Annotated in this window: 13 protein-coding genes; 5 read left to right on the top strand and 8 right to left on the bottom strand. The window is 68.0% G+C overall.

Annotated elements, in window-relative coordinates; genetic code table 11:
* Positions 1-7 precede the first annotated feature (7 nt).
* From ACWIHT_RS13280 to ACWIHT_RS13265, 4 genes are all read right to left on the bottom strand, one after another.
* On the bottom strand, positions 8-2,050 hold the full coding sequence (locus tag ACWIHT_RS13280; protein WP_456167526.1) for a PQQ-dependent sugar dehydrogenase: 2,043 nt from the start codon (positions 2,048-2,050) through the stop codon (positions 8-10).
* Positions 2,047-6,630 carry a glycosyl hydrolase family 28 protein gene (locus ACWIHT_RS13275; RefSeq protein ID WP_456167524.1) on the bottom strand — a complete coding sequence of 1,528 codons (4,584 nt, stop codon included), beginning with the start codon at positions 6,628-6,630 and terminating at the stop codon, positions 2,047-2,049. Before ACWIHT_RS13275 ends, ACWIHT_RS13280 begins: the two co-directional genes overlap by 4 nt.
* 78 nt (positions 6,631-6,708) lie before the next feature.
* Positions 6,709-7,527, bottom strand: coding sequence for a Tat pathway signal sequence domain protein (locus tag ACWIHT_RS13270; protein WP_456167522.1), 819 nt, complete (start codon positions 7,525-7,527; stop codon positions 6,709-6,711).
* A gap of 4 nt (positions 7,528-7,531) precedes the next feature.
* On the bottom strand, positions 7,532-8,707 hold the full coding sequence (locus tag ACWIHT_RS13265; RefSeq protein WP_456167520.1) for a glycoside hydrolase family 88/105 protein: 1,176 nt from the start codon (positions 8,705-8,707) through the stop codon (positions 7,532-7,534).
* A 495-nt stretch (positions 8,708-9,202) separates the two neighbouring features.
* On the opposite strand from ACWIHT_RS13265, the gene ACWIHT_RS13260 reads away from it, so the two are divergent.
* Complete coding sequence (locus ACWIHT_RS13260) at positions 9,203-10,039, top strand: aldo/keto reductase (RefSeq protein WP_456167518.1); 837 nt, start codon at positions 9,203-9,205, stop codon at positions 10,037-10,039.
* A gap of 164 nt (positions 10,040-10,203) precedes the next feature.
* Positions 10,204-10,899, top strand: a complete 696-nt coding sequence (locus ACWIHT_RS13255) for a glycoside hydrolase family 75 protein (protein ID WP_456167516.1) — start codon at positions 10,204-10,206, stop codon at positions 10,897-10,899.
* A gap of 152 nt (positions 10,900-11,051) precedes the next feature.
* Here ACWIHT_RS13255 and ACWIHT_RS13250 read toward each other — a convergent pair whose 3' ends face one another.
* Together ACWIHT_RS13250 and ACWIHT_RS13245 are read right to left on the bottom strand one after the other, a co-directional pair.
* On the bottom strand, positions 11,052-11,756 hold the full coding sequence (locus ACWIHT_RS13250; protein WP_456167514.1) for an SDR family oxidoreductase: 705 nt from the start codon (positions 11,754-11,756) through the stop codon (positions 11,052-11,054).
* Between the two features lie 102 nt (positions 11,757-11,858).
* Positions 11,859-12,788, bottom strand: coding sequence for a class I SAM-dependent methyltransferase (locus tag ACWIHT_RS13245; RefSeq protein ID WP_456167512.1), 930 nt, complete (start codon positions 12,786-12,788; stop codon positions 11,859-11,861).
* 137 nt (positions 12,789-12,925) lie between these two features.
* Between ACWIHT_RS13245 and ACWIHT_RS13240 the strand changes: the two genes are divergently transcribed.
* A complete protein-coding gene (locus ACWIHT_RS13240; RefSeq protein ID WP_456167510.1) occupies positions 12,926-13,696 on the top strand; it encodes a phytanoyl-CoA dioxygenase family protein in 771 nt (256 codons plus the stop codon).
* A gap of 115 nt (positions 13,697-13,811) precedes the next feature.
* On the opposite strand, the gene ACWIHT_RS13235 is transcribed toward ACWIHT_RS13240, so the two are convergent.
* Positions 13,812-15,527 (bottom strand): glycoside hydrolase family 6 protein, encoded by a 1,716-nt coding sequence (locus ACWIHT_RS13235; RefSeq protein WP_456167508.1) that lies wholly within the window; start codon positions 15,525-15,527, stop codon positions 13,812-13,814.
* A gap of 144 nt (positions 15,528-15,671) precedes the next feature.
* Complete coding sequence (locus ACWIHT_RS13230; protein ID WP_456167506.1) at positions 15,672-17,153, bottom strand: cellulase family glycosylhydrolase; 1,482 nt, start codon at positions 17,151-17,153, stop codon at positions 15,672-15,674.
* Between the two features lie 277 nt (positions 17,154-17,430).
* Between ACWIHT_RS13230 and ACWIHT_RS13225 the strand changes: the two genes are divergently transcribed.
* On the top strand, positions 17,431-20,349 hold the full coding sequence (locus tag ACWIHT_RS13225; RefSeq protein ID WP_456167504.1) for a glycoside hydrolase family 48 protein: 2,919 nt from the start codon (positions 17,431-17,433) through the stop codon (positions 20,347-20,349).
* 154 nt (positions 20,350-20,503) lie between these two features.
* Positions 20,504-23,167, top strand: coding sequence for a cellulose binding domain-containing protein (locus tag ACWIHT_RS13220; RefSeq protein WP_456167502.1), 2,664 nt, complete (start codon positions 20,504-20,506; stop codon positions 23,165-23,167).
* The last annotated feature ends 43 nt before the right edge of the window (positions 23,168-23,210 follow it).

Here is a 23,210-nt window from a genome sequence, read left to right as displayed (position 1 = left end):
CTCTCCCCTAACCGATGTTGACGCGGAAGAGCTGGTCGGAGCCGTCCGGCTGGTTGCCGTTGTTGTCGCAGTTGGTGGTCGACAGCCACAGCTGGTCGGCGCCGGGGACCTTGGTGACCGTGCGCAGCCGGCCGTACGTTCCGACGTAGTACGCGGTCGGGGTGCCGACGTTCTCGGTGTCGCCGTTGATCGGGATGCGCCACAGACGTTCGCCGCGCAGGGACGCCATGTAGACGACGTTGCGGACGATCGCGATCCCGCTGGGCGAGGCCTCGTTGACGTTCCAGGTGGCCTTCGGGTTGGTCATGCCGGCGACACTGCATGTCCCTTCACAGGTGGGCCAGCCGTAGTTCGCGCCCGGCTTGATGAGGTTGAGTTCGTCCTTGGAGCTGTTGCCGAACTCCGCTTCCCACAGGCGGCCGTTGCGGTCGAAGGCGAGTCCCTGCGGGTTGCGATGACCGTACGAGTAGACGTAGTTGCCGAACGGGTTGCCGGGCGCCGGTTTCCCGTCCGTCGTCATGCGCAGGATCTTGCCGTTGAGGGAGGTCTTGTCCTGCGCGAGGTCGGGGGTCTGGGCCTCGCCGGTGGAGACGTAGAGATAGCCGTCGGGGCCGAAGGCGAGGCGACCGCCGTTGTGGTAGCGGTTCTTCTTGATGCCCTGGAGGAGGACGGTGTAGTCGGTGAGGGTGGTGCCGTTGTATGTCATGCGGACGACGCGGTTGCCCTCGGACGCGGTGTGCATGAAGTAGACGTAGTGGTTGATGGCCCACTTCGGGTCGACGGCGACACCGAGGAGGCCGCCCTCGCCGTTGGTGGTGACCGCGTTGGGCACGGTGCCGACCTGGGTCCGGGTGCCGTCCTTGGTCGTCTTCCAGACCCGGAAATCGTCCCGCTCGGTGACGAGTGCGCTCTGGCCGTCGGGCATCCAGTAGGTGCCCCAGGGGATGGTCCAGCCGGTGGAGAGCGTCGCGATCGACGAGGGGACACCGCCGTCGCCGGCACAGGCCTTCGTGGTGAAGGTGACGGTGTTGCTCGGCGCGGAGAGATTGCCGGCCGCGTCCCTGGCCACGACGTTCAGTGTGTACGGGCTGTCGCACGCGAGGCCGGTGAGGGTGGTGGAGGTGCCGGTGGTGACCGTCTTGTAGACGGTGTCCCCGCTGCGGATGTCGTATGCGACAACCGATCGGTCGTCGGTGGAGGCGCCCCAGGCGAGGTCGACCGTATTCGATGTGATGTCGCCGGTCGACAAAGTACCGGGCTCGGTGGGAGGAGTGGTGTCGGAGCTGGGTTTCGTCGTGCAGTCGACGACCGGGCTGGCCGGCGAGGTGTTCCCGGCCGCGTCCCGGGCGATGACGGTGAGGTCGTAGGTGGTGTTCGGGGCGAGACCCGTGAGGGCCTTGCTCGTCGAACTCCCGGGCGCCTCACCGATCTTGTTGCCGTGCTCGTAGAGGTCGTACGCCGTGACGCCCACGTTGTCGGTCGAGGCGCCCCAGGTCAGCGTGAGGCCGTCCTCGCCGATGTCCGGGCAACTCGGCTGGCCGGGGCGGGTCGGGGCCTGTGCGTCGGTCGCGGTGCCGACGCTGACGCGGTCGAGGTTGGGGCCGCCGTTCGCGGTGGTCGCGGTGGCCCGGATCTTGTCGGTGCCGGCCGTCAGCGGGACGTTCACGGTCTTCGTCGCCCAGGTGTTCCAGTCGGCGGTGGCCGGGAAGGAGACGGCGGGCGCGACGACCGTACCGTTGACGGAGATGTCCAACGGGCGGTCCACGGCGGTGCCGTTGGCGTAGCGCAGGGCGACCGACGCGGTACCGGTGGCGGTCGCGCTCACCGTGAACTCCACATACGAACCGGTCACGTTGGTGTAGTCGACGAAGCCGGTGCCCGTGTAACCGGTGTGGTTGGTGGCCACGGTGCCCTGGACGACGGTCGCGTCCTCGGCCTGGTAGTCGGTGCTCGCGGCCTGCACGGCTTGCGCGGCGCTGCCGGTGAGGCCGGCGAGCGGTACGGCGAGGGCCAGGGAGAGGCCCCACGCCAGGATTCTGTCGCGTTTCATGACTGTCCCCTCAGCCCGTTCAGTTCGTTCAGTTCGTTCAGTCCGTCGTCGACCGGGTTCACCCGGATCAGCCGGGTCTCGCCCGGCCGCAGCGTCGCGCTGTACGAGTCCGCGATCGTGCCCTTGTGGGAGCCGGACCAGAGGTCGGTGACGTCACCGGAGCCGGTGAAGCCGACCTGCGACCAGTTCACGGAGACCGTCGCGCTGCCGGACGTACCGGTGTTGAACAGCGCGACCACGTAGGCGCCATTGCTCTCGCGTTTGCTCCAGGCCTGCTTCACACCGCTGTTCACCACGCGTTTCGCGGCGACGCCGTCCTGGTCGACGCCGATGAGGCGGTCGTTGGTGAGCATCGCCTTGTCGACGGTGTCGAGGTGGGTGAGGTCGGTGCCGAGGAGCAGGGGCGAGCCCGCCATCGCCCACAGGGTGAAGTGCGAGCGCCGCTGGTCGGCCGTCAGACCCACCTGGTCGCCGTTGCCGACCTCCAGGGAGTCCAGGTCGTTCCAGCCGCCCGGCCCGGCGTACGGCTGCCAGGACGCGGCGGTGTTGAAGCGGGCGGAGACGTGCGACCAGTCGGTGAGCGGATAGCCGCTGCCGTTGGCGCCGGGTCCGCAGTAGCACTCGACGTCGCCCTGGGTGCGCCAACTGTTCGCGTACTGACGCCAGGTGGCGGCGTCGGCGATCGGAAGGTTGTTGGAGAGCGCGAAGTTGATGGGACGGCCGGTCGCGCGCAGTGCCTTGTCCCAGGCCTGGACGTCGGGGATGTCGGCGCTGCCCACGCCGTCGATCTTCAGGTAGTCGACGCCCCACGAAGCGAACTGTTTCGCCCACGAGTCGACGAACTCCTGCGCTCCGGGCTTCCCGTAGTCGATGTAGTACATGTTCTTGCAGTTGTAGTTCTTCTCGGTCCTGGTCGTGTCCGCGATGTCCTTCGCGTGGTACGAGGTGCCCTCGATCGGGGTGTTCGCGGTGACCGCGTTCTTGGCGATGCCCGGGGTGACGTAGAAGCCGAACTTCAGTCCCTTGGAGTGGATGTAGTCGGCCAACTCCTTCATCCCGGACGGGAACTTGGCCGTGTCGACGGCCCAGCGGCCGTAGGAGTCGACGGTGAAGCCGTTGGCGTCGCACTTCTGCCAGAAGTCGTCGAGGTTGACGTACACGAAGCCGTGGTTGTCGAGGCCGCTCGACACGAGGGCGTCGGCCTGGGCCTTGATCTTCGCCTCGGTGGGGGTGCGGCGGACGTAGCTCCAGCTGCTCCAGCCCATGGCGGGGCGCAGGGACTGGCCGTTGTCCGACATGGGGGTGAAGGTCGCGGGGGTCGCGTACGACGTGCCGATCCAGGCCTCGTCGACGCGCAGCCGCTTGTAGCGGGTGGTGTCGGTGGACGCGGCCCAGGTGGAGTCGACTTCGAGGCGGACGTAGCGGGCGTTGGCGGCGGTGAGGTCAATGCCCTGGATTCCGCGGCGACTTGGCAGCTCGCCGGTCTTGACCGCACTCCCCCAGGTGGTGCCGTCGCTGCTGAGGAACACCTTGTACGCCTTGATCCGCGCCGACTGCTCGGTGTCGGAGCGGGCGTAGGCGACGGAGTCCTCGCGCTGGTTGAGCCCGATGTACTGCACCTTCTTCGAACTGCCCAGGTCGAAGGTGAGGTTGACGGGCAGGGTCTTGTCGTTGTCCCAGTAGGTGAGGTAACTCCCGTCCCCGGCAGCCGAACCGGCGTGTCCGCTCGCCGAGGCGCTCGCGCTCACGGTGACGCCGGACAGGATGCCCTGGCGGCCGGCGGTCGTGACCTTGAAGACGGTGTCGTACGGGTCCCAGCCGCCGAGGCCGGTGAGCGTGAGGACTCCGCCGGACTGGGACCACGAAATCGGCGCGCCGGTACGGAGGTTGGTGACGGAGGCGATGCGGTAGCCGTTGTCGCGGACGCGCAGGGTGCTGGTGCTGGGCGGGGTCAGGACGTGGATGTACTGGAGGTCGGGGTTGTTGCGGCTGATGGTGGTGACGCCGTGGGCGCCGTCGTTCCAGAAGCCGGGTTTGAGGCCGCCGTATATGTAGCCGCCGCCCTCGGTGCCGTGCAGGGATTCCCAGATGGGGTCGAGGTAGGAGTTCGCGAAGTTGTTGAAGGCTGCCTGGTTGGCCGGGAACTTGCCGTTGACCTGGGCGGTCTCCGCCATCAGCGCCTTCACCGAGGATCCCGCGTTGGTGACGAGGCGGCCGAGGGTGAGCATCCTGTCGACGGCCGGGTCGGAGCCGTCGTACCACCAGGCGCCGGTCGAGGGGAGCTTGAAGTCGGCTTCCGTCAGACGGGGTTGTGCGGTGTATACAGCCTGCGGGTAATCGTATGCGGGCGACATTCCCGTCTTCTGCTCGTTGCTGATCATGTCCATGATCGGCGTGTCTTCGTTGTTGTTGCTGAGCGTGTAGTTGGGGCGCTTCTGGTAGATCTGCTGGTAGAGGTCGTGGCTCTCCCAGTACGCGTTGTCGTTGTCGATCCAGAAGCCGCCGAGGTCGGGATAGCGGTCCATGACCTCGAAGAAGTTGTCGTAGCTGAACTGCCCGAAGCCGTCGCGGGTGGTCAGGTCGACGTTCTGGCCCTTGTAGGCGGAGTAGGCGGCCGAGTCGAGCCACTCGTGGCCGCCGTCGGCGTGCCACTGCGGGTCGTCGGTCATGTAGAGGACGACCTTCATGCCCTTGGCCTTGGCGGCGGTGATCAGCTCGCCGAGGAAGTCCCGCTTGGTGGAGCAAGATCCGGGGATCTTCGAGGGCCAGGGGCGGGCGTAGCCGAGTCGACTGTGGAACGTAGCCAGTACGAGGTATTGCGTATGCAGTTTCCGGGCCTCGTTGATCCAGTAGTCGGGGGTCCAGCCGCCGTTCGTGACGTCGCTCTCCCAGGCGGTGCAACTGGTGTGGGCGGGCGCGGTGCGCAGGCCCCAGTGGAGGAAGAGGCCGCCGACGGAGCCTCGGAGGAAGTCCTGGCGGGGGTTCTCCAGGTCGAGCGGGCGGGCGCCGGCACCGGGCGGGCCGGTGCGCGGGGTCACGTCGGCCACGCCGGTCGCGCCGACCCCGCTGGCCGCGCTACTCACGCTGCTCGCGCAGTTCTCGGTGGAGCCGGTGCTGGAGACGCGTGGTGCGCCGGCGCCGCTGACGCAGTAGCCGGTCACGTCCTGGAAGCCCAGGTCGTAGGGCGAGTTGGTGCCGCGCTGTGCGGTGAAGCCGGTGAGGCGGATGCCGCTCGCCGCGTTCGCGATGACCGCGGGCCGGCCGTCATTCGCCGCGAACTTCACTGAGCTGTCGGTGAATTGGACGTTGTCGGCGTTGTGCAGATACCAGCCGTAGGCCGGCCGGGTGCCGATGGCCTTCGGGTTGTAGTCCTTGGGGTCGTTGCCCGGGACGCCGGTGGACATGGCGCCGTTGCCGCCGGGGACGGTGAGGTCGACGTTCGTGAACGTGATCCCGCTGATCCGGTGGCCGGTCTCGCCCCACAGCGTCGGGCTGAAGGAGGGGCTGTTGCCGGTCGCGGTGATGTTGTCGTAGGTGACGTCGCTGATCGAACCGACACCCGGACTGCCGCCGCAGCGTTTCCGGGTGCCGATCTTCTCCATGATCGGCGAGTGGACGCCGGTCATGGTGATGTCGCGGTAGTGGACGTCGGAGATCTTGGCGCCGTCCATGGAGACCATGCCGAGGCCGGACTTGTCGGCACCCTCGATCCGGATCTTCTGGAACTGGTAGTCCGTGAAGTCTCCGCAGGTCTCGGAGCCGAACATGAGCGCGTTGCAGCACTTGGCCGACAGATACGAATCGCTCACCCGCACATGGCCGTTGGGGAGTTTGGCGCCGAGCGCGTAGTCGCTCTTGAAGACGAGCGCGTCGTCGTTCGCCTTGATGCTGGCATTGGTGACGGTGACGTTCGTCGTGGAGATGATGTTCCAGCCGTCGCGGTCGCTCGCGGTGTCGATGGTCAGGTGGTCCGAGGTGACGTTGGTGCAGCCGTTGATGAGCGCGGCGAAGTGGCCGCCTCGGCGCAGGGTGAGGCCGTCGCCGATCCGGAGTCCGTCGCAGCGGGTCAGCGACAGGATCTTGTCGGCCTCGCCGGACTTGGGGTTGCCGGTGATCAGGTTGCCGAGCCCGTCGATGACCCCGCCGCCGACGAAGCCGATGTTCGTGAGCCGGTCGCCGTAGATCATCGCGTTGTGGAAGTGGCTGTGCCCGTAGTCCTGGTACTGGTCGTTCGGGTTGGCCTCGGGGGCGTCGTAGGTGTCGGCGGACGAGCCCTGGATCGTGGCGCCGGTGTCCACCTGGAGCGTCACGTCGCTCTTCATGTGGATGGTGTTCTTGGACCTGTAGGTGCCGGCGGGGAAGCGGACCGTGCCGCCGCCGGCCGAATTGGCCGCCGTGATGGCCTTGTTGACGGCCGGGGTGTCATTGGCCGAGCCGTCGCCCTTGGCTCCGTAGTCGCGTACGTCGTAGACGGCGGCGTGCGGTGCGGGATGGCCTGGCGTCGCGGGAGGTGCCGCCGCGAGGGCCGAGGGGTGGGCGAGGCCGAGGACGACGGCGAACGCGAAGAACACGCTCGCCACCCAACTCCGTTTGTACATAGGTGGTTTCAGGCGGGACTTCGGGCGGGATTTCGTGGGGGGTTTCACGGAACGGGCTCCTCACACGAGTTGGTAGCCGCGGAGATCGGTGAGCAGGAGGTAGGTGTCCTGAAGGGATCCGGAGGTGTCGCCGAGGGAGCGGTAGATGCCCCACTTGGGGCGGACCCGGTCGGCGAGGAAGGTGTCGACGCCGGTCCTCGACTCGTCGATCACGGTCGTGGAGCCGGACTTGAGGATCCAGCGGACCGAACCGGCCATACCGTTGCCGACCTTGATCTGGAAGTCGACGTCGGTCCAGCGGTCGTGCAGCGGATCGAGGCCGGTACGGCCGACCAGCACACCGGCGATCGGCAGGTTCAGCTCGATGGTCTGCACCCCGTTCACCCGCCGCAGCGACTGCACGACGATCGGCGAGGTGCCGTTGCCGGGCTGCTTCATCTGCATGATGTGCGTGAAGGTCGTGGTCGCCTTCAGAGAGCTGGGGATGTACATCGAGTACGTGATCCGCCAGGTCTGTCCCTGGGTCCACTTGAGGTAGCCGGCGCTGCCGGTGCGCAGGCCGGTGACCTCTTGCCGCTGGCGGTCGGTCGACGTGTCGCGGTCGACCGTATGCATATTGAAGCGCCAGTTGTTCCCGGTGGCGTAGATGTGCGGGTGCCCGGCCGGGTGCGAGTCGGCGCGGTCGTCCTCGACGGTCTCGAAGGCGCCGAGACCGTCACCGCTCGCGGTCGGCGCCCACTCCTGCTGCCAGGAGGAGGCGCGCACGGGGGTGGCGTGCGCGGAGGCGGCGAGCGCGGGGGTGGCGACGGGCAGGCCGGCCGCCGCGCCGACGGCTCCGCCGAGGGCGGCTCCGAGAACCGCCCTTCTGGGCGTGCTCATGACACTACTCACCTCGCAGTTGTTCGTTCATGATCAGGAAGGCGCCCAGGCCGTGGAAGTCGTTCGTGGCCCGGGTGTGGCCGACGTAGTACGCGTAGTCGCCGACATTGGTGCCGATGGAGATGTCGCCGAGGTCGGTGCGGCCGTCGGTGCCGACCGAGAGACGCGCGAGGACGCCCTCGTAGCCGCGCCGGGCGACATCGGCGAAGTGCCGGTCCAGGTAGCCCTGTTGGGCGCCGCGCGAGAGGGCGTAGGTGAACATGCTGGAGCAGGACGTCTCGGTCCAGTTGTCGCTGCGGGCCCCCTTGTCCACGACCTGGAACCAGCGGCCGGTCGCCGGGTCCTGGTACTTCTCCAGTCCGGCCGCCAACCGGCGGAAAGTGCCCAGGAGTTGGGGCCGTCGCGGATGGTCGGCGGGGAGGGCGTCGAGGACGTTCGTGATCGCCATCGCGTACCAGCCGACCGCGCGGCACCAGTGTTCCGGGGCGAGTCCGGTGGTGGGGTCGGCCCAGCTCGCGGTGCGCGACTCGTCGTAGGCGTGCTTCAACAGGCCGCCGGCGACCTGGAGATGGCTGCCGTAGACGTAGAGCTGCTTGGACGCCTCGTCGTTCGTGTAGGCGCTGTCGCCGAACTCCTTGCCGTACTCGACGAGGAACGGGTTCACCATGTAGACGCCGTCCGCCCAGAGTTGATGGGCGCGGCTGCTGCTGTCGGCGTGCCAGAAGCCGCCGTCGCTCGTGCGCGGGTAGGTGTCGAGGCGGTCGCGGATCTTCTTGGCGGCCTTGCGGTAGCGGTCCTGGCCGGTCTCGTGGTGCAGGATCACCAGGAGGCGGCCGGCCTGCATGCTGTCGAGACTGTTGAAGGACTGGTCGATCGAGCCGTCGCTCTTCACGAAACGGTCGACGTAGCTCTTGATGTAGGTCAGGTAGCGGGCGTCGTGGGTGCGCTCGTAGGTGAGGTACTGGCCGTAGAGGTAGAGGCCGACCGGGTAGGACCAGCCACCGATGGTGCTCGGTGTGTAGCGGGCCGTCGTGGAGTCGACCACGGCCACGGACCAGTCGGGCGCGGCGGCCGGGCGGCTCGCCGCCGCCGTCGTTTCGAGCGACGGGGCCGCTCCGGTCAGGGTGACGGTGGCGAGGGCCGCAGCGGTCAGGGCCGCTCGCAGTCGTCGGCGTCTCATGTTCCTCCCTTTCACGGGCTGTTGACCGACTGATCAGTTTGTCGGGATGAAGAAGCACCCGCCCGCCACCGCCGGTCCGCGTGCCGCGCGCGGCCATGGTCGCGACCGTGGTCGCCGAAGCCTTCACCGCACCTTTTCATCCGATGTTTCCTGCATACGATGCGCTGTCTACAGAAACCCGGGCAGCGTTCCGCCGGTGTGCACATACCTGCTCTCCTGAGGAGTGGGGGTCTCGGAGTCTCGACAGGTGTCAGCGTTCACATGCACGTATCGCGTTCACGGACACGTCCGTCGGCGTGTTTCAGGGTTGCGGCATGACGGTCCGCGGTCAATGGTCCGGACCGAAAAAGGTCGGATGCATTTCTCGCCATTCTTCGGCCGACCGCGCCGATCCGCCGGTGGCTCCGGACGGATTTCGCGGTCAGGAATGCACCACGGCCCGTGATCGTTGACGATGAGGAGTACCCACCCGACGACTGAAGGATCGAGAGCTTCGTGAGCAGCAAGGTCCCCCCGATCATCCTCAACAACGGTGTCGAGATGCCCCAGCTGGGCTTCGGCGTCTGGCAGGTGCCGGACGACGAGGCGGAGCGGGCGGTGGCCACGGCACTGGAGGCCGGGTACCGCAGCATCGACACGGCTGCGATCTACGGCAACGAAGAGGGCACCGGAAAGGCCATCGCCGCCTCCGGTGTCCCGCGCGAGGAACTCTTCGTCACCACAAAGCTCTGGAACGCCGACCAGGGCTACGACGCCACCCTGCGCGCCTTCGACGTGTCGCTGGCGAAGCTCGGCCTGGAGTACCTGGATCTGTATCTGATCCACTGGCCGACGCCGGCCCGGGACAAGTACGTCGACAGCTACAAGGCGTTCGAGAAGCTGCACGCGGACGGCCGGGTGCGCGCCATCGGCGTCTCCAACTTCGAACCCGACCACCTGGAGCGGCTGATCGCACAGACCTCGGTCATCCCGGCGGTCGACCAGATCGAGCTGCACCCGCAGCTCCAGCAGCGGGCGGGGCGCGAGTACCAGGCGGAGCAGGGCATCGCGACCGAGGCCTGGTCGCCGCTCGGCTCGGGCAAGGGCCTCCTGGAGGTGCCGGCGATCGTCGCCATCGCCCAGAAGCACGGCCGTACTCCGGCCCAGATCGTGCTGCGCTGGCACATCCAGCTCGGCAACGTGGTGATCCCCAAGTCCGTGACGCCGTCGCGGATCAAGGAGAACATCGAGGTCTTCGACTTCAGCCTGGACACCGAGGACCTCGCGGCGATCAGCGCGCTGAACGAGGACCGGCGCCTGGGCCCCGACCCGTCGACGTTCAACGCGGCCTGATTCCACGGTAGTTCGAGCGCCCCGGAGCCCTGCGGCTCCGGGGCGCACCGTTTTTCCGCCCGGGCCCGCTTGGTTCGTACCAGGGTCTTGACGCGGGCATGCCTATGGGGCCACCTTGTTGCGCACCCGGTAAGGAAACTTTCCTAACAGAAGGGTCCCCCACAGTGCGCATCCGAACACTGACCCTCGCCGCGGCCTCCGGCGCCGCCCTGCTCGCCGCCGGAGTGCTCCCCGCGAGCGCCTCCTCCGGCGCCACCCCGAAGTCCGCCCAGGAGGGCACGGTCAGCGCGGCCGACCTGCTCTCCAAGGTGACGTCCTGCTCTCAGATATCGAACGGCAAGTACCGCACCGACGACGAGACTTCGGCCACCATCCCGGTCTGCGGCAAGAACGGCGCCGTGTTCTGGAAGGCCGACATGGACATCGACTGCGACGGCCAGCGCACCACGAACTGCAACGAGAACGCCGACCCCTGGTACCAGGACGACACCGCGTTCCACCAGTCCAACGGCCAGCCCCTGAAGGCGGATTCACTTCCCTACATCGTGGTGCCCAGCTCCAGCAGCATCTGGAAGTACTCCAGCTACGGCATCAAGGGCGGCGGCGTGGTCGCCGTGATCTACAACAACAAGGTCGAGTACGCCGTCGTCGGCGACACCGGCCCCACCAACATCATCGGCGAGGCCTCCTACGCCACCGCCAAGGCCCTCGGCATCGACCCCGACCCGGCGACCGGCGGCGCCGACTCCGGCGTGACGTACATCCTGTTCAAGAACTCGTCGGTGTCCCCCATCGAGAGCCACAGCGCGGCGGTCACGCTGGGCAACCAGCTCGCGAAGACGTTCCTCCAGAACAACTAGCGTGCGGGTGAGGCCCGTTGCCACGAGGCCCGTCGTCGCGATCGGTCGGGTCGCGGCAACGGGCCTCGCTCGTGGGCGGGTTGAGCCCGCTACGTCAGTTGGCACCCGCTACGTCGGTCGGGAGCCCGCTACATCGGTTGGGAGCCCCTACGTCAGTTGGGCTGACCGATCGGCCGTACGACGACGGTGTTGATGTCGACGCCCGCGGGCTGGCGGATCGCCCACAGGATCGTGTCGGCGATGTGGTCGGCGGTGAGCAGACGGCCCGGCGGCGGGCTGCCGTTGCCGTCCCAGAACGGGGTCTCCACCCGGCCCGGCGCGACCAGCGTCACGCCGATGCCGAACTCCGTGACCTCGCGCCGGGTGTTCTCGGCGAGACCGGTCATCGCCCACTTGGTGGCGCCGTAGATGTTGCCCGGCGTGTGCACGAACCCGGCGACGCTGCCGATCAGCACGATCCGGCCGTGCGTCTGCTTCAGCGCGTCGACGGACGCCCGGATCAGGAGGGCGGGACCGAGAACGTTGGTCAGCACCATCTCGGTCCACCCCGCCGGATCGCCCTCGGCGACCGAATCGTGCGTGGCGATCCCGGCGTTGGCGACGACCGCGTCGAGCCGCCCGAACTGTTTCAGCGTCGTCTCCACGGCGGCCTGCACCTGGTCGTACTCGGAGGCACTGCCCGGAATCGTCAACAGGCCCGCGGGATGTCCCAGTTGCCCGGCGAAGGCGTGCAGCCGCTGCTCGCTGCGGCCGGTGACGGCCACCCGGCCGCCCGCGCTCAGGAGTTGTGTCGCGACGGCCGCGCCGATCCCGCTGCCGCCGCCGGTTATGAGCGCGACGTGAGAGTTGTCGTTCATGGTGATGAGGTCCCCCCGTGGTTCGGTGAACTCCGCGTTTCCGGAAGGGCAGTTCATCATCTTGAGCACTCTCGAAGTCAAGCCGCCGAGATCACAGGCCGTTCACACCGGCCGCACCGCCGTGTGCACGGTGTGCGCGGCGAGCACGAACACATCGGCACGCCGGTGCACACCGGCCGGATCCCGCGGGTCGACCAGCCGGTCGAGGGTCGCCCGGTCCTCGGCACCCAGGGCGTCGCCGTAGACGTCACGGACCCGGGTCAGCCAGGTCGCGACATAGGCGCGGACCCGGTCCGGGGCCGGGGCGGGGAGGTCGAGGAGGAAGCTGCGGCTGCCGGTGTACTTCAGGCCGGCCGAGGTCATGAGGGCGGACCAGTCCTCGGTCTCGGTGACGGCGCCGGGGAGGCCGGCGCGCATCTGCGCGAACCACTCGGCCTCGATCGCGTCGATCCGCGCCTCCAGGCCCGGACGGCCGATACCGAAGTCGCGCGGCAGGAACCGGGAGGGCAGCCCGCCCTCCATGATCGCGAGGGTGCCACCCGGGGCGAGCCGCTGCGCGAACGCGGCGAGACCGGCACGCTGGTCACCGAGGTGATGCAGACTGCGACTGGCCCACAGCAGATCGGCCGGGTACTCCAACTCCCCCAGGACATCGGGCAGTTCACCGGTCAGCGTGCCGAAGCGGTCGCCGTAGCCCAGCCGCTCGGCACGGGCCCGGGCCCGCTCCAGGAGCGGTCCCGAACCGTCCACCGCCACGACCCGCGCACCGGGGAACGTCTCCGCGAACAGACCCGCCACCACACCCGGCCCGCTGCCCGCGTCGACGATCAGCCCCGGATCGGTCCACTCCTTCGCCAGCCACGCCATGGCCCTCTCGTACAACGGCGCGAACAACTCGGCCTGGGTCTCCAGCAGGGGACCCATGACGGCCCAGTCGATGTCGGTGTGGTCGTGGTGGTCAACGTGCTTCTCGTGGTGGTGGGCGGGCTTCTCATCGTGGTGAGCGTGCTTCTCGTCGTGCTCGTGCGCCATGGTGGTCAGCCTCTCGTCCGGGTGCCGCCAGCCTGCGCCGACGCACCGTCCGGCGGCCACTTCCGTTGCCGAAGCGGCAAAAAAGGGCAGCAAAAAATGGGGTGCGGCAGGGGTCGCCGGTCGCCGAGCATGCCCGTATGGACGACGTGCTGCTGGAACGCTTCATCGAAGACGGGTTCGTGAAGATCGAGGGCGCCTTCCCGCCGCGCGTCGCCGCCGACTGCGCGCGGCTGCTGTGGCGGGAGACGGGCTACGACCCCGACGACCCCGGCACCTGGAAGGACCCCGTGGTCTGGATACCGGGCATGGGGCAGGGCCCGTTCGCCGCGGCCGCCAACTCCCCCGCGCTGCACGAGGCGTTCGACCTCCTGGTCGGCGAGGGACGCTGGGCGCCGCGCTACGGCCTCGGCGCGTTCCCACTGCGCTTCCCGCACGAGGACGAACCCGACGACGCCGGCTGGCACTTCGACGGGAGCTACACCCCCGAGGGCCAGACCTGGCCGTTCGCCAACCTGCGCTCGCGGGACCGGGCGCTGCTGATGCTGTTCCTGTTCACCGAGGTGACCGAGGACAACGCCCCGACCCGCATCCGCGTCGGCTCCCACCTCGACGTGCCACCGCTCCTGGAACCGTACGGCGAAGCAGGGGTGTCCGGCCTGGAGATCGCCCCGCGGCTGGTCGAGGCCACCGCCCACCGCCCGCTCGCGTACGCCACCGGCAGCCCCGGTGACGTGTACCTGTGCCATCCCTTCCTGGTCCACGCGGCCCAGCCGAACCACGGCACCCGGCCACGCTTCCTGGCGCAGCCACCGCTGATGCCGGCGGTCCCCTTCGAGCTGGACCGCCCGGACGGCGACTACTCGGCGGTGGAGTTCGCGATCCGCCGGGGGCTGGCGGGGAAGGGCTGACCCGGCCCCCGCCCCCGCGCCTTGAGGGGCGGGGGCGGGGGTGGGGGTGTATGCCATGTGCGATGCGTTACACGATCACTGTCTGCGACTACCGCAGACAGTTTTCGTATGCGATCTACAGGGGCGGGTACGCGTTCGCCATCAACTGCTGGAACTGGGCCGAGAACCAGTGCCCGGACAGCGGGGCGTTCGGCAGGGCGCCCGACATGTTGTTGCCGTTGCGGGCGTTGCCCGTGTACGTCGGGTCGCACATGCGGTCGAAGCCCTTGCCCTCGTCGTTGGCGATGGCCGTGCTGGAGCCGTCCGACTCACCCGGCGGCTTCATCCACACATAGGCGTCGATCCCGGTCGCGGGGGCGGCCTGCGGACGCTCGCCGAGGCCGGCGCCGGACTGGTTGCACCAGTTCCCGACCTGGATGCGGCGGTCGTAGCGGCCACCGTCGACGTACGTGTCCACACTGGTCGTCGCTCCGGGACCGGTGGGCCGGGCCGAGCCGCCCCAGCCGTTCCTGGAGGTGTCGATCAGCATGCCGATACCGGAGTTGAAGCCCACGGACACCAACTGGCTGCGGAACGCCTGGGCGTACGACAGCTCGTCCACGTAGCGGTTCCAGTCGACCCACTTGGACTGGCGCACGGAGACACCGTTGACGCTGTCGTTGATGGTGAAGTTGTTCTCCTTCAGGGCGCTGTAGTTGGCCGTGTTGGTGATGAACCCGGCCACGTCGTTGACGGTCGCGCCCTCGGCGTTGGCGGCCTGGTAGAAGAGGTTCGCGGCGGGCGCGAAGTTGTCGTCCCAGCCGAGCCAGCCGTGGTGTCCGGCGTCGATGTAGTTGTAGACGTTGGGGATCGCGCCGAGCTTGTTCAGCGCGTAGCCGACGCCCTTCACGTAGTTGCCGTTGGCGAGCATGGTGTCGCACTGCGGGGTGGCGGTGGCCTTGCCGCCGGTGTTGGTCACGAGGTTGGGCAGTGAGTCGATCTCGATGGTGGTGACGATCCGCAGCGAGGCGTACTTGGTGTCGGCGAGGATCGCGGCGATCGGGTCGATGAACTCGGTCTCGTAGCGGCCGATTTCGGTCGGGCCGAGTTCGCCGTTGGAGGCGAGGGCCGCGCAGTCGCGTCCGGGCAGGTCGTAGACGACGAGTTGGACGACCTCTTGGCCGGTGCCCTTCTGGGCGAGCGCCGCGTCGAGGTGGGCGCGCAGGCCCATGCCGCCGCCCACTCCGTTGATGGCGGCGATACGGTCGAGCCAGACACCGGTCGGCTGGTTGGAGATCCGGCTGCCGCCGGTCTCGGCGGCGGCTTTCGCCGACCACTCCGGGTTCACGTACACCTTGGCGCCGGCGTACGGGTTGTCGACCCGCGTGCCGGGATCGGTGCCGCCACCGCCGCCTCCCCCGCCGCTGCCGTCGTCGACGTTGCAGGTCACGCCGTCGAGGGTGAAGGCGGTCGGGAGCGCGTTGGTGCCGCTGTAGGAGGCGTTGAAGCCGAAGCTGACCGAACTCCCGGTCGGCAGGCTCGCGTTGTAGGTCTCGTTGGCCGCCGTGACGGCGGTCCCGCTCTGGCTGATCTTTGCGTTCCAGCCGCTGGTGACCTTCTGGTTGCCGGCGTACGCCCACTTCACGGCCCAACTCGACTTGGCGGCCGAGTTGTTGGTGATCGTGACGGCGGCGGTGAAGCCGGTGTCCCACTGGCTCTGCACCTTGTAGTCGACGCTGCACGGGATCGCGGCGATACCGACGTCCGAGGAGGGGGTGACGGCGACCGCCGTCCCCGAGGCCCCGGCGACGAGCACCAAGGCAGCGAGCAACGCTGTTCTGGTACGGCTCATGAGTGCGGGTTTCCTTGTCTGGTAAGGAAGTTGGATGCGGGTGCTGCGGTGAGCGGTGAGCGGTGAGCGGTGAGCGCTGTTCGATGTGTGATGCGCGATGTGCGATGTGCGCTATCGGTGTGCGCTGTTGCTGTGCGGGGGCGCCTATCCGTTGAGGGCGCGCAGATGGTCGCGCAGCCCGATGCCGTACGCGGTGGGCGTACCGGTGTAGTCGGAGATCAGCGACGGACCGGCGGAACAGTCCCAGGTGTTCCAGGTCCAGCCGAGATACGAGAGCCCGCGATCGTCGAACCACTTCATGACCTGGTCGACGAAGGCGTGCGAGCAGGTGTTCTCGCCCATCTCCCCCGCCACCAGCGGTACTTGGGCCGCGACGGGGGCGAGTTGGGAGTTCCAGCAGCTCTCGCTCGCGCAGGTGTTGAAGTTGTACACGTGGTACGCGGCGACGAGATTGCCGGTCGGATCGGTGGGCTTGTAGGCCAGCCACTGGCTCAGGTCGTTGGAGTACGCGAGCCCGCCGGCCATGATCACGTTCCTGGCGCCGGTCGACCGTACGGCGTCGACGAGATCCTGCATACCGGCGACTTCATACCCGATGCCGGGGCAGGTGCCGCCGTCCCGCCAGCACTGCCACGCCTGGGTGGTCGTGGAGGTGGCGCGGTCCGGATAGGGCTCGTTGAACAGGTCGAACGCGACGGCCTGGTCCGCCTTGAAGGTGCTGGCGACCGAGGACCAGAACGACGGGGTGTACTGCGCGTCGGGCATCGGTTTCTGGCAGGTAGCGTGCACGTCGGAGCAGCCCGCCGAGTTGCCGGTGTACTGGCCGTAGGTCCAGTGCAGTTCGACGATCGGTGTCATGCCGTGCGCCTCTACCTTCGCCACCAGGTCCTTGACGGCGGCGATGTAGTTGGCGCCCGCGTACTCGGGCTTGATGTTCGAAAGGCCGAGCCAGCACTCCTCGTTGAGGGGGATGCGGACGACGTTGGCCTTCCAGTCGGCGATCGCCGCGACGGCCGCGTCGTCCACCGGGCCGTCCCAAATGCCGTAGCCCTGCACGCACATGAACTCGCCGCCGGAGCGATTGACGCCGAGCAGACGGCGGTTGGCGCCGCCGGCGTCCAGCAGCTTGTTGCCGGAGACGTGCAGCGCGGGCGCGCTGCCGCTGGGCGGCGGTGAGGTCGGAGGCGGCGAGGTCGGTGGTGTCGGCTCCGAATCGACGTTGCAGGTCGTGCCGTTGAGCTTGAACGCGGACGGTACGGCGTTGCTCCCGGACCAGTTGGCGAGGAAGCCGGCGCCGACGCTCGCGCCGGTGCCGAGCGAACCGTTCCAGTTCTCGTTGGTCGCGGTGACCGTCGTGCCGGACTGGGACCACTTGGCGTTCCAGCCCTGGCTGACCTTCTGGCCGCCGGCGAAGTCGAAGGTCAGGCTCCAACTGCTCACCGGTGCCATGTTGTTGGTGATCTGCACTGCGCCCTGGAATCCGGTGTCCCACTGGCTGGTGACCGAGTACTCCACCGTGCACGCGGGGGTGGCACCGGACGCCGTGACGACCGGAACGACCATGGCCCCGACAAGGGTGGTCGCGCCGGCGACGGCTAAAAGGATTGAACGCGGGGGATGTCGCATGAGCGACTCCTTGCAGCTCGGGCGCGTCGTACGGACGCGTCGACTGACGGAATCGCTCCCACTGGTGTCCAGGAAGGTAGCGCCAAGTGACGGTAAAGGACAGGGGAGTCACAGACTTTCGCTGACTTTCCCCCAGCCCGCGCCTGTCGAATCTTTTCGACTCCGTAAGCACCTTGACGGCTCTCACCCCCGTCCCCACGATGGGAGCGCTCCCACTGGTTCAAGGCTTGTTGCTGCTCCGCCCCCACCCCTCCGAGCCGCAAGGAGGAACCAGCACATGCACCCCAGAAGGAGACGCCGTTTGACGCGGCGACTGTGGACCGCTGTCGTGGCGGCCCTCGCACTTCCCGTCTCGATGCTCGCGACGGGTACAACTCCCGCTCAGGCGGCGACAGTTCAGTGCAGCGTGGACTACAAGACCAATGACTGGGGCTCCGGCTTCACCGCGGATCTGACCCTCACCAACCGGGGTACGGACGCGATCAACGGCTGGACCCTGACCTACGCCTACACGGGCAATCAGAAGCTCAGCAACGGCTGGAACGGCACCTGGTCCCAGTCCGGAAGCGCCGTCACGGTGACGAACGCGTCGTACAACGGGACGATCGCCGCGGGCGCGGCCGTCTCGACCGGCGCGCAGTTCGGCTACAGCGGGACCAACACCGCGCCCACCTCGTTCGCGATCAACGGCACCACCTGCGTCGGCGCCCATCAACCGCCGATCACTGTGCTGACCAGCCCGAACGCGGGCGCGATCTACACGCAGGGGGCGGCCATCCCGCTCGCGGCGACCGCGGCGGCGGCCGACAACGCGACGATCAGCAAGGTCGAGTTCTACGACGACACCACGCTGCTCGGCACGGACACGACATCGCCGTACTCGCTCTCGACTTCCAGTTTGTCCGTGGGCAGTCATTCGCTGGTCGCGAAGGCGTACGACAGCCTGGGCGCGTCCGGTACGTCCGCGCCGGTCGGCATCACGGTCGCCTCGGGACCCGCGATCGTGGCCTCCCCGACCCAACTGGGCGTCCAGCAGGGGAAGTCGGGCACCTACGCGGTGTCGCTGTCCTCGCAGCCGTCGTCGAACGTGACCGTGACGACAGCCCGCGCGAGCGGCAACACCGGGTTGTCGGTCACCGGCGGCGGGACGCTCACCTTCACGCCGTCGAACTGGAACACCGCGCAGACGGTGACCGTCACGGCCGACGCGTCCGGCACCGGTTCGGCGTCCTTCGACTCGACGGCGACGGGCTTCACCAAAGCGACGGTCACGGCGACGGAGCTGGCGGCGGCGAACGCGTACGACGCCCGCTTCCTGGACCTCTACGGCAGGATCACCAACCCGGCGAACGGCTACTTCTCGCCCCAGGGCATCCCCTACCACTCGGTGGAGACCCTGATCGTCGAGGCGCCGGACCAGGGGCACGAGACGACGTCGGAGGCGTACAGCTATCTGCTGTGGCTACAGGCGATGTACGGCAAGGTGACGGGCGACTGGTCCAAGTTCAACGGCGCCTGGGCCCTCATGGAGAAGTACATGATCCCCACCCACGCCGACCAGCCGACGAACTCCTTCTACAACGCCTCGAAACCGGCGACCTACGCCCCCGAACTGGACACCCCGAACGAGTATCCGGCGAAGCTCGACACCTCGGTGCCGGTGGGATCGGATCCGATCGCCGGTGAACTGAAGACCGCATACGGTACGGACGATGTCTACGGTATGCACTGGCTGGAGGATGTCGACAACACCTACGGCTACGGCGACACACCGGGCGGCGGGTGCGAGGCGGGGCCGACGGCGAGCGGGCCGTCGTACATCAACACCTTCCAGCGCGGACCGCAGGAGTCCGTGTGGGAGACGGTGCCTCAGCCGACCTGTGACGCCTTCAAGTACGGCGGTACGAACGGGTACTTGGACCTCTTCACCGGTGACTCCTCGTACGCCAAGCAGTGGAAGTACACCGACGCCCCGGACGCCGACGCGCGGGCCGTGCAGGCCGCGTACTGGGCGGACACCTGGGCCAAGGAGCAGGGCAAGGGTGCCGACGTCTCCGCGACGGTCGGCAAGGCGGCGAAGATGGGCGACTATCTGCGGTACGCCATGTACGACAAGTACTTCAAGAAAATCGGCAACTGTGTCGGGCCGTCCACCTGCCCGGCCGGCACCGGCAAGGACGCCTCGGACTATCTGCTGTCCTGGTACTACGCGTGGGGCGGCGCGAACGACAGCAGCGCGGGCTGGGCGTGGCGCATCGGGTCCAGCCATGTGCACGGGGGCTATCAAAACCCCCTGGCCGCCTACGCGTTGAGTTCGTACGCGGACCTGAAGCCCAAGTCCGCGACGGGCGCGGCGGATTGGGGTACCTCGCTGACCCGGCAGCTGGAGTTCTACCGCTGGCTACAGTCGAGCGAGGGTGCCATCGCCGGTGGGGCGACGAACAGTTGGCAGGGGCGGTACGCGAGTCCGCCGACCGGGACCTCGACGTTCTACGGCATGTACTACGACCAGCAGCCCGTCTACCACGACCCGCCGTCCAACCAGTGGTTCGGCTTCCAGGCGTGGTCGATGGAGCGGGTCGCCGAGTACTACCAGCAGACGGGGAACGCCAGCGCGAAGGCGGTTCTCGACAAGTGGGTGGCGTGGGCGCTGTCCAAGACCACGGTCAACCCGGACGGCACGTATCTGATCCCCTCCACGCTTCAGTGGTCGGGGCAGCCCGACACCTGGAACGCGTCAAGTCCCGGTGCGAACACGGGACTTCATGTCACCGTCGCCGACTACACCAATGACGTCGGTGTCGCGGCCGCGTATGCCAAGACGTTGACGTACTACGCCGCGAAGTCCGGTTCCGCCGCGGCGAAGACGACGGCGAAGGCGCTTCTCGACGGTATGTGGAGCAACTACCAGGACAGCCTCGGCATCGCCGTGCCGGAGACCCGCGCGGACTACAACCGGTTCGACGACAGCGTGTATGTGCCGAGCGGGTGGAGCGGGACGATGCCGAACGGGGACGCGGTCAACTCCGCTTCCACGTTCGCCTCGTTGCGGTCCTTCTACAAGAACGATCCTGCGTGGTCGAAGATCCAGAGCTATCTGGCGGGCGGGGCCGCGCCTGTCTTCACGTATCACCGGTTCTGGGCGCAGGCGGATGTCGCGCTGGCGATGGGGTCTTATGCGGAGCTTCTTGAGTAGTTCCGTGGGTCGGGTTGCTCTTTGACTGCGGGTCCGTTGTGGCTGGTCGCGCAGTTCCCCGCGCCCCTAAGGGGCGCTGCCGCCGGGCGGCCCCCACCCGCACTGGGGGTCGCCCGGCACTCGTGTCTCCCCCTCTTCATGAGAGGACCCCATCGTGCGAAGAACTCGAATCCTCATGGCCGTTGTGGCGCTCGCGGCCGGCCTGCTTGCGGGCGGGCCGTCCGCACTCGCCGCCGACGCACCCGGCACCGCGCTCGCGGCCGACACCTACACATGGCACAACGCGCGGATCGACGGGGGCGGGTTCGTGCCCGGCATCGTGTTCAACCGGAAGGAGAAGAACCTCGCCTACGCCCGTACCGACATCGGCGGTGCCTACCGGTGGCAGGAGGCGACGAAGACGTGGACGCCGTTGCTGGACTCGGTCGGGTGGGACGACTGGGGGCACACCGGGGTGGTGAGCCTCGCGTCCGACTCCGTCGATCCGGACAAGGTGTACGCGGCCGTCGGCACGTATACGAACAGCTGGGATCCCACGAATGGGGCCGTGCTCAGGTCGGCGGACCGGGGCGCGAGTTGGCAGAAGACCGATCTGCCGTTCAAGCTCGGCGGGAACATGCCGGGGCGCGGTATGGGAGAGCGGTTGGCGGTTGATCCGAACAAGGACAGCGTGCTGTATCTGGGCGCGCCCAGCGGGAAGGGATTGTGGCGGTCGACGGACTCCGGGGTGACCTGGTCGCAGGTGACGAACTTCCCGAATGTCGGCAACTATGTGCAGGATCCGACCGACACGAGCGGCTACGCCAGCGACAACCAGGGCATCGTGTGGGTCACCTTCGACGAGTCGACGGGTACGTCCGGCAGCGCGACGAAGACGATCTATGTCGGTGTCGCGGACCAGGCCAACGCCGTGTACCGGTCGACGGACGCGGGCGTGACGTGGAGCCGGGTGGCCGGGCAGCCGACGGGGTATCTGGCGCACAAGGGTGTACTGGATGCGGTCAACGGTTATCTGTACATCGCATACAGCGACAAGGGCGGTCCGTACGACGGCGGCAAGGGTCAGTTGTGGCGGTACGCGACCGCGACCGGCACATGGACGAACATCAGTCCGGTCGCGGAGGCCGACACCTACTACGGCTTCAGCGGGCTGACCGTCGACCGACAGCGTCCCGGGACCGTGATGGCGACGGCGTACAGCTCCTGGTGGCCGGACACACAGATCTTCCGCTCGACGGACAGCGGCGGCACCTGGACGAAGGCCTGGGACTACACGTCGTATCCCAACCGCTCGAACCGCTTCACCATGGACGTGTCCTCCTCGCCCTGGTTGACCTTCGGGGCGAATCCATCGCCGCCCGAACAGGCCCCGAAACTGGGTTGGATGATGGAGTCGCTGGAGATCGACCCGTTCAACTCGAACCGCATGATGTACGGGACGGGTGCGACGCTCTACGGCACGGAGAACCTGACGAACTGGGACAGCGGCGGCCAGTTCACCGTGAGGCCGATGGTGCAGGGGCTGGAGGAGACGGCCGTCAACGACCTCGCCGCTCCCCCGTCCGGTGGGGCCCAACTCCTCAGCGCGCTGGGCGACATCGGCGGGTTCCGGCACACGGATCTCTCCAAGGTCCCCTCGATGATGTTCACTTCGCCGAACTTCACCACGACCACCAGTCTCGACTTCGCGGAGGCCAATCCCAACACGGTGGTGCGCGTGGGCAATCTGGACTCGGGGCCGCACATCGCGTTCTCGACGGACAACGGCGCCAACTGGTTCGCGGGGACGGATCCTTCGGGTGTCAGCGGGGGCGGGACCGTCGCCGCGGCGGCCGACGGGAGCCGGTTCGTGTGGAGTCCGGCGGGTGCCGGGGTGCAGTACACCGTGGGATTCGGTTCGTCGTGGTCGGCGTCCAGCGGAATTCCGGCGGGCGCGCTCGTCGAGTCGGACCGGGTCGACGCCAAGACCTTCTACGGTTTCAAGTCCGGGAAGTTCTATGTGAGTTCGGACGGCGGGGCGACCTTCACCGCGTCCTCGGCCGGCGGGCTGCCCAGCGGTGACAGCGTGCGGTTCAAGGCCCTGCCCGGTACGAAGGGGGACGTCTGGCTGGCGGGCGGGGCGAGCGACGGGGCGTACGGGCTGTGGCATTCCACGGACGGCGGCGCCACGTTCGCGAAACTCGCGAACGTCGGCCAGGCCGACACCATCGGCTTCGGGAAGGCGGCGACCGGTGCCTCGTACCAGACGCTCTACACGAGCGCGAGGATCGGCGGTGTCCGCGGCATCTTCCGCTCGACCGACAAGGGCGTGAGCTGGACACGGATCAACGACGACGCGCACCAGTGGGGTTGGACGGGTGCGGCGATCACCGGTGACCCGCGGGTGTACGGGCGAGTGTATGTGTCGACGAACGGGCGTGGGGTCGTCTACGGCGACTCCTCCGACGCCGGCAGCGGTGGGGGCGGGGGTGGCGGCACCGATCCGACGCCTCCCACGGGCGCCTGCTCGGTCACATACAAGATCACCAACCAGTGGGCGGGCGGCTTCCAGGCCGACGTCCAGGTGACCAACACCGGCTCAACCACCTGGAACGGCTGGTCACTTGGCTGGTCCTTCGCGGACGGGCAGCAGATCGGTCAACTGTGGAACGCCGACTGGGTCCAGTCGGGCGCGGCCGTGACGGCGAAGAACGTGAGCTGGAACGGGACGGTGGCGGCGGGTTCGTCAGTGGGGTTCGGGTTCACGGGGAGCTGGTCGGGGGTGAATACGAAGCCGACGTCGTTCAAGGTGGGCGACCAGGCCTGCGCGGTCGCCTGAGCGGGGCGAGTGAGAGGACGGCTGCGCGTACCACGGCGCGCGC

The organism is Streptomyces sp. NPDC002276 (genome assembly GCF_053891435.1).
This window is presented reverse-complemented; position numbering and strand designations above follow the sequence as displayed.